This is a genomic window from Streptomyces sp. MB09-02B (assembly GCF_033794485.1).
GTDB lineage: Bacteria > Actinomycetota > Actinomycetes > Streptomycetales > Streptomycetaceae > Streptomyces.
Genome location: NZ_JARGEE010000372.1, coordinates 1 through 8,974, shown reverse-complemented (window position 1 = coordinate 8,974; position 8,974 = coordinate 1). Strand labels below are relative to the sequence as shown.

The window sequence follows — 8,974 nt, the reverse complement described above, 5'->3', positions numbered from 1 at the left end:
CCCACGGGTTCACCCCCGCCCTCGCCGAGCAACCCGCCCGGGTCGGGGCACAACGACAGCCACCCGTCGGCGAGTTCGGGGGCGGCGAATCTCGGCGACCGCTCACCGGTCAGGGCACAGAGCTGGACCCCCAGCACGTATACGCCGTCGCTCTCCGCCACCCTGCCCAGGGACCGACCCGCCTCGACGGGCACGGCCGGCTCCTCGACATCGGCCGCCGCCCCGACTCCGACTCTGGCCCCGACTCCGGCCCCGGCATCGCCACCGCCCCCGACAGCGCCCTCGCCCAAGCCCTCGCCCTCGCCCAATCCCTCGACACCGGCCAGGATCAGGTCGTTCCCGTCGCCGGTGCTGAGGGTCAGCGTGCCGTCGGACGCCCTGGTGACCGTGCCGGCCCACGGCGCGTGGACCTCCAGTGGCCCGGTGAGGTACAGCTCGATCCCGAGCGCACAGGTCCCGGCGTCGCCCCCGCCGTCGACGGACGCGCGGGTCAGCCGGAACTCACCGTGCCGGGTCCGTACGGCGGCCCGTCCCGCCGCCAACGCCTCCACGGCGAGCGTGCGTTCGATGCCGGGGTCCAGCCAGCGTCCGGTGTGCAGGTCGTCGCTCCCCGCCGACAGGTCGAGGACGTGCACCTCGGCCGACAGCGCGGGCAGCAGCCGGCCGGCGTTCGGGTGCCCCGGCGGCCGACCGCTGCCGGAGGCGGGCGCGGCGAGCGGCCGGGCGGCGGCCCCGGGCCGGGCCGCCGGGCGGGCGAGTTCCTGCCGGAACAGGGCCGTCATCACCTGCGCCGGTACCGACTCGGCGGCCTCGAACATCGCCCACTCGCGGTCCAGCGCGGCCGTGGCGTACCCGTTGTCCGGGTCCAACAGGGTGTCGTACTGCCCGCTGACCACCATGACGGCCGACCGCAGCACGACGAGCGGCCACAGGACGGCCACCTCCTCGTCCCCGAGCGGCCTCGCCGCGTCGAAGGCCCGCACGGCAGGCAGCACCGACGCGGGGCCCGCGCCGTGGTGGTGGAGCACGGAGGTGCAGGTGACGGCGAGTTCCGCGACCGTCCAACCGGGGCCCAGATCACCGAAGTCGATGACGCCGACCGGGAGGGGGCGCCCGTCGGGAGCCGTCTCGCAGACCACGTTGTTGTCGGTCACGTCGCCGTGCACGATCTGTGTCGGCAGCCCGTCGGCGTACGGCTCCACCAGGGCGTGGGCGGCGCGGACCGCCTTGAGGATCCGTCGGGCGCGCGTCCGGTCGGGCAGGTGCGGGGCCAGTGCCTCGACGACGGCGGGCGCGTTGCGCAGGTCCCACATGCGGGTCGGGTCCGGCGCTGCCGCCTCCAGGCCGACACGCTCGAAACGGGCGAGCCCGGCCGCGACCCGTCCGGCGAGTTCGCCGAGCCGGGCGACGACACGGGGGGCGAGGTAACGGCTGTCCATGATCGGTTCGCCGGGAACGAAGTCCAGCAAGCGACAGGCCAGTTCCACACCGTCCGCCGTGAGCCACTGCACCGTGGCACCGTCCACCCCGGGCCGGGCCCGGGGCAGCCGCACATCCGGGAGCACCCGGGCCAGATGGCCGACCGCCGCGTCCTGGGCGTCGAGGACCGCCGGATCCGTCGCGGGGTTGGCGATCTTGAGCACCCGGTCGCCCGCGTCCGTGCGGACCCGGTAGTTGCGGTCCTGCTGACTCCCCAGGTCCTTGAGGGTGCCGCGCACCCCGAAGCGGGTGGCGAGCAAGGCGGTCAACTCCGCCTCGCCGACCGAGGGGAAGCGCGGGGGATGGCTCATCGCAGGGCTCCACCCCTCCAGACCGAAATGTTCCGGCAACCGTAGGGCGGGGCATTCGGCCCGTCAACGGCGTCGATGGGCGGGGCTTTCGGCCACGTCAACCGCGTCGACGGGCGGGGCGTTCGACCGCATCACCGGCGTCGACGGGCGGGGCCGCCGGGGCCGGTCCGCGCGGAACACCGGCGCGTCGAGCGCGTGCTCCACACGCGGACACGGCCACCGCCCCTCCCGCGGTCTCAGACGGTCGGGTCGAACCACGTCACCGTGTCGGACATGGCCTGCTTGATGCGGAACAGCGCGAACTCGCTCAGATCCGGCGGCAGGGCGTCCAGGGAGAACCAGCCGACGTCCAGGGACTCGTCGTCGTTGACGCGTGCCTCTCCGCCCACGGCACGGCAGTAGAACGTGGTGTCCATGTACTGGCAGACGTCCCCGTTGTCGTACCGCACCGGTTCCAACGCCTGTACGAGGACGACCCGTTCGGCCACGCACCGGACCGCCGTCTCCTCCTCGACCTCCCGCACGGCACAGGCCGCCGGCTGCTCCCCCGGGTCCGGGATGCCGCCGATCAGCGACCACTTGCCGTTGTCGGACCGGCGGCCCAGCAGCACTCTGCCCTCGTCGTCGAAGACGAGGGCGGTGACTCCGGGGAGCCAGAGGAGCTGGTTGCCGGCGGAAGCACGGAGTGTGCGGATGAAATCAGGGGTAGCCATGGGGCCGACCCTAACGGGCCGGTCCCCTCACCCCGCCGCATCCGGGACGCGCACGCGAGGCGTACGGCTACACGCCACCGGCGCGCCTCCCGCGCACACCTGCCCCGATCGCCCAGCCGAGTCCACCCGCCGCGACCAGCACGAGAAGCATCTCGGGTGCGATGCCGAACCGGGTGGCGGGCGTCTGCGAGGACCGCAGCGGGACCTTCTGGACCAGGGAGTCCGGGACGAACATGCCCGTCTTCTGCGTGATCCTGCCGTCCGGCAGGATGATCGCGCTGACCCCGCTGGTCACCGGCACGGTGACGGTGCGGCTGTGTTCGACGGCGCGTACCCGGGACATGGCGAGCTGCTGGTAGGTCATCTCGCTGCGGTCGAAGGTGGCGTTGTTGCTCGGCACCGAGATCAGCTGCGCGCCGTCGGTGACCTCGGAGCGCACGGCCCAGTCGAAGGCCGCCTCGTAGCAGGTCACGAGACCGACCTCGGCACCGTCCATGGTGAACACACCGGGCTCGGTGCCCCGGCTGAAGTCCTGGCGGACCATGGACGTCCACTCGCTGTTGATGGCGCCGATCAGCGACCGCAGCGGCAGGTACTCGCCGAACGGCTGGATCTGCCGCTTGTCGTAGGTGTCGACGGGGCCCTTCTCGGGGTCCCACAGGATCTGCTCGTTGTAGAGCTTGCCGTCCCGCTCCACCACGCCGCCGACGGAGATGGGGGCACCGATGGCGGCGGCCGCATCCTCGATCACCGTGCGGGCGTCGGCGTTGGCGAAGGGGTCGATGTCGGAGGAGTTCTCAGGCCAGAGCACGAAGTCGGGCCGGGCGACCTTGCCGGCCTTGACCTCGGCGGCCAGCCGCTCGGTCTCCCGGGCGTGGTAGTCGAGCACGGCCCGGCGCTGGGCGTTGAAGTCGAGCCCGAGGCGCGGGACGTTGCCCTGGATGACCGCCACGGTGGCGGTGCCGTCCTCGGCCTCGTCGCTCACCAGCGCGCGGGACGCGAGGGCGCCCACGAGGGGTACGGCCACGGAGAGCGCCGCCACGGCCGCGGTGCCCCGGCGTGCGGCCTGGCCGGTGCGCCGGTGCGCCACGACCAGCCGGACCACCTCGTACAGCCCGAAGCCGCACAGCACGACCGCGAAGCCGAGCGCGGGTGTGCCGCCGAGAGCGGCCAGCGGCAGGAAGACCCCGTCCGCCTGGCCGAAGGCGATCTTGCCCCAGGGGAATCCGCTGAAGGGGGCACGCGCGCGTGCCGCCTCACCGGCGATCCACAGGGCGGCGGCCCACACCGGCCAGCCGGGCAGCTTCGAGACGACGGCGACGCCCGCGCCGACGAGCGCCACGAACACCGCCTCGATCACGACGAGCGCGAGCCACGGACCGGGGCCGACCTCCACGCCGGTCCACACCAGCAGCGGCAGCAGGAACCCGAGACCGAACAGGTAGCCGAGACCGAGGCCCGCCTTCCAGCTGCGTCCCCGCAGCACCCAGCCGAAGACCGCGAAGGCCGGCAGGGCCAGCCACCACAGGGTGCGGGGCGGGAAGCTGACGTAGAGCAGCACCCCGGAGAGGGCCGCGGCGACGGCCGGAAGGAGCCGGACGGCCCATCGGGACACCCGGGACACGGGCGCGGCCTGGGGTTCGAGCTGTTCCGGCTCGTCTACGGGAGTGGCGGTGACGGTCACTCGGGGAGTGTACGGCGCGTCACCCGGGCGCCGACAGCGCGGCCCGTGCGTCCGGCGTGAGGCTTTTGTCGCACCCCGGCCGCATCGTTCCTGCATAACTCGTCCACAAACCGGCGCATCACCCGTTACGGTGTGCGCGAGCCTCTGACGTGCGGCCGGACGCGGTCCGGGCGGTCGAGGCCCGGCACAGTCGGGGGGCGACACCTTGGGGTCCACGGGGACGGAGTCCGCGGCCGGAGCGTCGGCCTCGCACGAGAGACGGAACGTCTCCGATGTCACGGGTGTGCTGATGCTCGGGGCGTGCGCGGCGTGGTCGTTGATCACGGCGGCGGCGCGGGGCGGCCGTCCGGAGGGTGTGCTGCTGGCGGTGCTCGCGGTGGCGGCCGGTTACGCGGCGGGCCGGATCTGCGGGGCCCTGCTGCCGGTGGTGGCACCGTCCGCCGGCGCGCTGGCCGGTCTCGGTCTGGCGGTCACCGACCCGCACACCATGACGGGCTCGCCGCTGGTCTCGCCTCTCGGGCACACCGGGGCGACCGCCGCGCTGCTGGTCCTGGCCGCGGGTGCCGCCTGCTGTGCCGCCTGGGCGGCCCGTTCGTCCGGCCTGCGGCTGGCTCTGCGGCTGACGACCTGCGGGATCGCGGTGACCGCGACGGTGCTCGGCTCGACGACCGGTTTCGCCGCGTGCACCGGGGTGCTGCTGTGCTCGCTCGCGGCGGCCCGGATGCGCCGGGGCCCGGGCCTCGTGGGACTCGCCGTCGCCACGGCCCTGGTGACGGCGACGGTCTGGGCCGTCGCGGAGGACGCCCTGCCGGCCGGGCTGACCGACTCGCTGGAGGGGCAGCTCACCCCGCACCGGATCCTGCTGTGGCACGACGCGCTCGACCTGGTCCACGACGATGCCCTGCTCGGCGTGGGACCGGGCCGCTTCGGGGAGCTCAGCCCCACGGTCGCCGAGTCCCTGTCGGCCGACGACCGGCCCCATTCGGCACCCCTGCAGCTGGCGGCCGAGCAAGGGCTCGTCGGTGTCGCGCTGCTCGCGGCCGTGTTCGGCTGGGTCCTGTACGTGCTGTGGCGGACTCCGCGCTCCACGCCGGTGGTCCTGACCGCGGGCGCGGCCCTGACGGCGGTGGCCGCGATCGCCGCCGTGGGCAACGCGCTGAGCTTCACGACGGTGACGGCGGGCGCGGGCCTGCTGGCGGGCATGGCGACGGCGCGGCCCCTGACGGAAGCGGAGCCGGACCCGACGCCGGACCTCGACGACCGCTAGTCCGCGACGACCGCTAGTACGCGACGGACGCGACGGACGCGAGGAAGGTGTCATACGCCCGTCCGCGCGACCGCCCGTACGGAAGGCGTCAGTGCGCCCGTCGCGCGGAAGGCGTCAGTGCGCGGCGTCGGTCGCCTTCGGGGTGAGCCGGGCGCGGATGACGTCCACGGCCGTCTCCGCGTTGTCGACGGTGATCGTGAACGTGTGACCGTCCCAGAGGCGCAGCACCACGGCCTCGCCGCGTCGTACGACGACGGCCGTGCCTTTCTCGGGCCGCCAGCGGTAGCCCCAGCCGCCCCACTGGTGGGGCGTGACGCACGGGGCGAAGGCGGCGTCGGCGACCTGGGACAGGGGGATGCGGCGGCGTGGCACACCGATGTGGCCGCAGCGGACTTCGAGGCAGTCCTCGTCGACCTTCACGGAGACGTGCACGAACGCGAGCGTGCCGAAGAGGACGAGCAGCCCGGCGGCGATGCAGCCGACGACGGACATCACGAGCGGGGCGACACCGGAGGCCCACGCGGAGTCGACCGCGAGTTCGATGCCCAGTGCCATGCAGGCGGCGCCGCCGAGTGCCAGCAGCCACTGGCCGCGATTGGTCGCGCGGCCGGTCCAGACCTCGGGGTGCGGGCCTTCGGGGGTGCCCGTCTCGCCGTGGGGGTGGTCCCTCATGGCTTTGAGACTACTCAGGTTCCGCTGCGCGGGCACCTGGTCGCGGAGCGTTACCGCTCCACGATGCCGGCGGGCGCGGCGCCGGCGGTCCCGAGCAGTCGGCCCTCCTCGTAGGCCAGCGCAGGGGCGGGCAGAGCGGCGCCCTCGCGGCCGCTGAGGATGACGGTCAGCGTCGACCCGGTCCAGTCGGCCTCGGGCTCGGGCAGTTCCCCGATGCGGCGCAGCGCCTGCGCGGCCACGGCGCCGGCGGAGCCGTGCAGGACGAGGGGCGGGAGGCCGGGCTGCTGGACGGCGGCGCGGATGCGTTCGGCGACCAGCTCGTAATGGGTGCAGCCCAGGACGACGGTCGTCACATCGGTGGGCGTCAGCGCGGCCGCCGCGGCGATCGCGGCGTCGATGGCGGCGTCGTCGGCGTGCTCCACCGCTTCGGCCAGTCCCCAGCAGGGCACCTCGGTGACCGGGACACCGTCGGCGAACTCCTCGATGAGGCCGCGCTGGTAGGGGCTGCCGGTGGTGGCCGGTGTCGCCCAGATCGTGAAGGGGCCGCCGCCGGACGCGGCCGGCTTGATCGCCGGGACGGTGCCGATCACCGGCAGGCCGGGTTCGAGGAGGGCGCGCAGGGCGGGCAGGGCGTGCACGGAGGCGGTGTTGCAGCCGACGATCAGCGCGTCGGGTCGGTGGGCGGCCGCCGCCTCGGCGACGGCGAGGGCACGCTCGGTCAGGTCCTGGGGGGTGCGCGGGCCCCAGGGCATGCCGTCGGGGTCCGAGGAGATCACGAGATCCGCGTCGGGCCGTAGCCGCCGTACCGCCGCGGCGGCGGGGAGCAGACCGATACCGGAATCCATGAGCGCGATCTTCACCCGGCCACGATAGACGATGGCCTCGGTACGGCTGCTCCCGTGGGGCAGACTGCGGACGTGAGCGCCATCGCGTGGACCGCCGCCGGATCACTCGCCGCCTGGTTGTGGCTGCTGCTCGGCCAGGGCTTCTTCTGGCGCACGGATGTACGCCTGCCACCCCGCCGGGACCCCGACGTCTGGCCGGACGTCTGCGTCGTCGTTCCCGCGCGTGACGAGGCCGCCGTGCTGCCGGACAGCCTGCCGTCGCTGTTGGGCCAGGAATATCCCGGCCGGGCCGAGGTCTTCCTGGTCGACGACGGCAGCTCGGACGGGACCGGCGACCTGGCCCGTGAGCTGTCCCACCGGTTCGGCGGCCTGCCCCTGACCGTGTCCTCGCCCGGGGAGCCGCCCGCGGGCTGGACGGGCAAGCTCTGGGCCGTACGGCACGGCATCACGCTGGCTCGCGCGCGGCGACCCGAGTTCCTGCTCCTGACGGACGCGGACATCGCGCACAGCCCGGACAGCCTGCGAGCGCTGGTGGCGGCCGCGCGCACCGGCGGCTTCGACCTGGTCTCCCAGATGGCCCGGCTGCGTGCCGAGAGCGTGTGGGAGAAGCTCGTCGTGCCCGCCTTCGTGTACTTCTTCGCCCAGCTCTATCCGTTCCGGCGGATCGGCGTACCGGGTTCGCGCACGGCGGCAGCGGCGGGTGGCTGTGTGCTGCTGAGGGCCGAGGCCGCCGAGCGGGCACGGATCCCGGACGCGATCCGGCAGTCCGTCATCGACGACGTGGCGCTGGCCGCCGCGGTCAAGAGGAGCGGCGGCCACATCTGGCTCGGGCTCGCGGAGCGCGTGGACAGTGTGCGGCCCTACCCCCGGCTGCGCGACCTGTGGCACATGGTCGCCCGCAGCGCCTACGCCCAGCTGCTGCACAATCCGCTGCTGCTCGCCGGGACGGTCCTCGGCCTGACCCTGGTCTACCTCGTCCCGCCGGTCTCGCTCGTGGCGGGCCTGGTCACGGCGGACCCGGCGACGGCGCTGCTCGGCGGGCTCGCCTGGCTGCTGATGACGGCGACGTACCTGCCGATGCTCCGCTACTACGGTCTGCCGCCGGGCCTCGCTCCGCTGCTGCCGTTCACCGCGTTCCTGTACCTGCTGATGACGGTCGACTCGGCGGTGCGGCACCACCGGGGGCGCGGCGCGGCCTGGAAGGGCCGCACCTACGCCCGCCCGGACCCGGTGCCGGACGAGGGTTGAGGGTTGCAGGTTGAGGGTCGGGGTCCCGCGCCGGAGCCTCCCTCGGGTGCGGAACCCTTTCCTCTTCTTTTTGTACGGACGGCTACTTCCGGCCGGGCGTCCAGTTCATGCCCCACCCGTAGGCGTAGTCGACCGTGCGCTGCGGGCTCACTCCGCGCTCGGGGACGAGGTAGCGGGCCTCGCGCTGGACGATGAGGTCGCCGCCCTGGTTGGTGATGAGGGCGAGGGCGCAGACGGTGGAGGGAACCGTGCACTCGTCGAGCGAGAAGTCGATCGGTGCCCCGTGCTGCGGCTGGAGGGTGACCGTGGCGTGCAGATCGGCGAACGAACGGGCCCCCTCGTAGATGGTGACGAAGATGAGGATGCGCCGGAAGTACTGCTTGTGGTCGAGGTTGATGGTGAGGTTCTCGCCGCTGCTGACGGCACCGGTGCGGTCGTCGCCGTCGAGGTGGATGAAGGGCGGCTGGCTCAGGGAGCCGAAGGCGTTGCCCAGTGCCTGGACGACGCCCTTGCTGCCGTCGGAGAGTTCGAAGAGGGCGCACAGGTCGAGGTCGAGGTCCGCGTGCATGGCGACGGCACGGCCCAGTTTGCTGCCCCATCCCTTGAACTGTTTGTGCACCTCCCAGTTGAGGTTCACGCGCATGGCGCCGGATGTGCCGCCCTGTTTGGTCAGGGAGACAGACGGAGCGTCCTTCGTGAGCGTCACCTTGGTGAGACGGACCGGCGCCGGGGGCGCCACGGGCGGGGCGGGAGGC

The 8,974-nt window shown here is 73.5% G+C and carries 8 protein-coding genes; 2 read left to right on the top strand and 6 right to left on the bottom strand.

Going from position 1 to position 8,974, the window contains the following annotated elements; translation table 11 throughout:
* The 3 genes from P1P70_RS34835 to lnt form a co-directional block, all read right to left on the bottom strand.
* Positions 1-1,790 (bottom strand): phosphotransferase (locus P1P70_RS34835; RefSeq protein WP_319244993.1); only part of this gene is annotated, 1,790 nt, incomplete at its 3' end.
* Positions 1,791-2,026: 236 nt separating this feature from the next.
* A complete protein-coding gene (locus P1P70_RS34830; RefSeq protein WP_319244991.1) occupies positions 2,027-2,503 on the bottom strand; it encodes an NUDIX domain-containing protein in 477 nt (158 codons plus the stop codon).
* Positions 2,504-2,570: 67 nt separating this feature from the next.
* Positions 2,571-4,187 (bottom strand): apolipoprotein N-acyltransferase, encoded by a 1,617-nt coding sequence (lnt, locus tag P1P70_RS34825; protein WP_319244989.1) that lies wholly within the window; start codon positions 4,185-4,187, stop codon positions 2,571-2,573.
* Between the two features lie 205 nt (positions 4,188-4,392).
* Here lnt and P1P70_RS34820 point away from each other — a divergent pair, with 205 nt between their 5' ends.
* Positions 4,393-5,454 carry an O-antigen ligase family protein gene (locus tag P1P70_RS34820; RefSeq protein ID WP_413471617.1) on the top strand — a complete coding sequence of 354 codons (1,062 nt, stop codon included), beginning with the start codon at positions 4,393-4,395 and terminating at the stop codon, positions 5,452-5,454.
* A gap of 114 nt (positions 5,455-5,568) precedes the next feature.
* Here P1P70_RS34820 and P1P70_RS34815 read toward each other — a convergent pair whose 3' ends face one another.
* Both P1P70_RS34815 and P1P70_RS34810 read right to left on the bottom strand, forming a co-directional pair.
* Positions 5,569-6,126 (bottom strand): hypothetical protein, encoded by a 558-nt coding sequence (locus P1P70_RS34815; RefSeq protein WP_319244987.1) that lies wholly within the window; start codon positions 6,124-6,126, stop codon positions 5,569-5,571.
* 50 nt (positions 6,127-6,176) lie between these two features.
* Positions 6,177-6,986, bottom strand: a complete 810-nt coding sequence (locus tag P1P70_RS34810) for a glutamate racemase (RefSeq protein WP_319244985.1) — start codon at positions 6,984-6,986, stop codon at positions 6,177-6,179.
* Between the two features lie 57 nt (positions 6,987-7,043).
* On the opposite strand from P1P70_RS34810, the gene P1P70_RS34805 reads away from it, so the two are divergent.
* Positions 7,044-8,219 carry a glycosyltransferase gene (locus P1P70_RS34805; protein WP_319244983.1) on the top strand — a complete coding sequence of 392 codons (1,176 nt, stop codon included), beginning with the start codon at positions 7,044-7,046 and terminating at the stop codon, positions 8,217-8,219.
* Between the two features lie 82 nt (positions 8,220-8,301).
* Here P1P70_RS34805 and P1P70_RS34800 read toward each other — a convergent pair.
* The coding region (locus P1P70_RS34800) for a TerD family protein (protein ID WP_413471616.1) at positions 8,302-8,974 on the bottom strand (673 nt) is incomplete at its 5' end.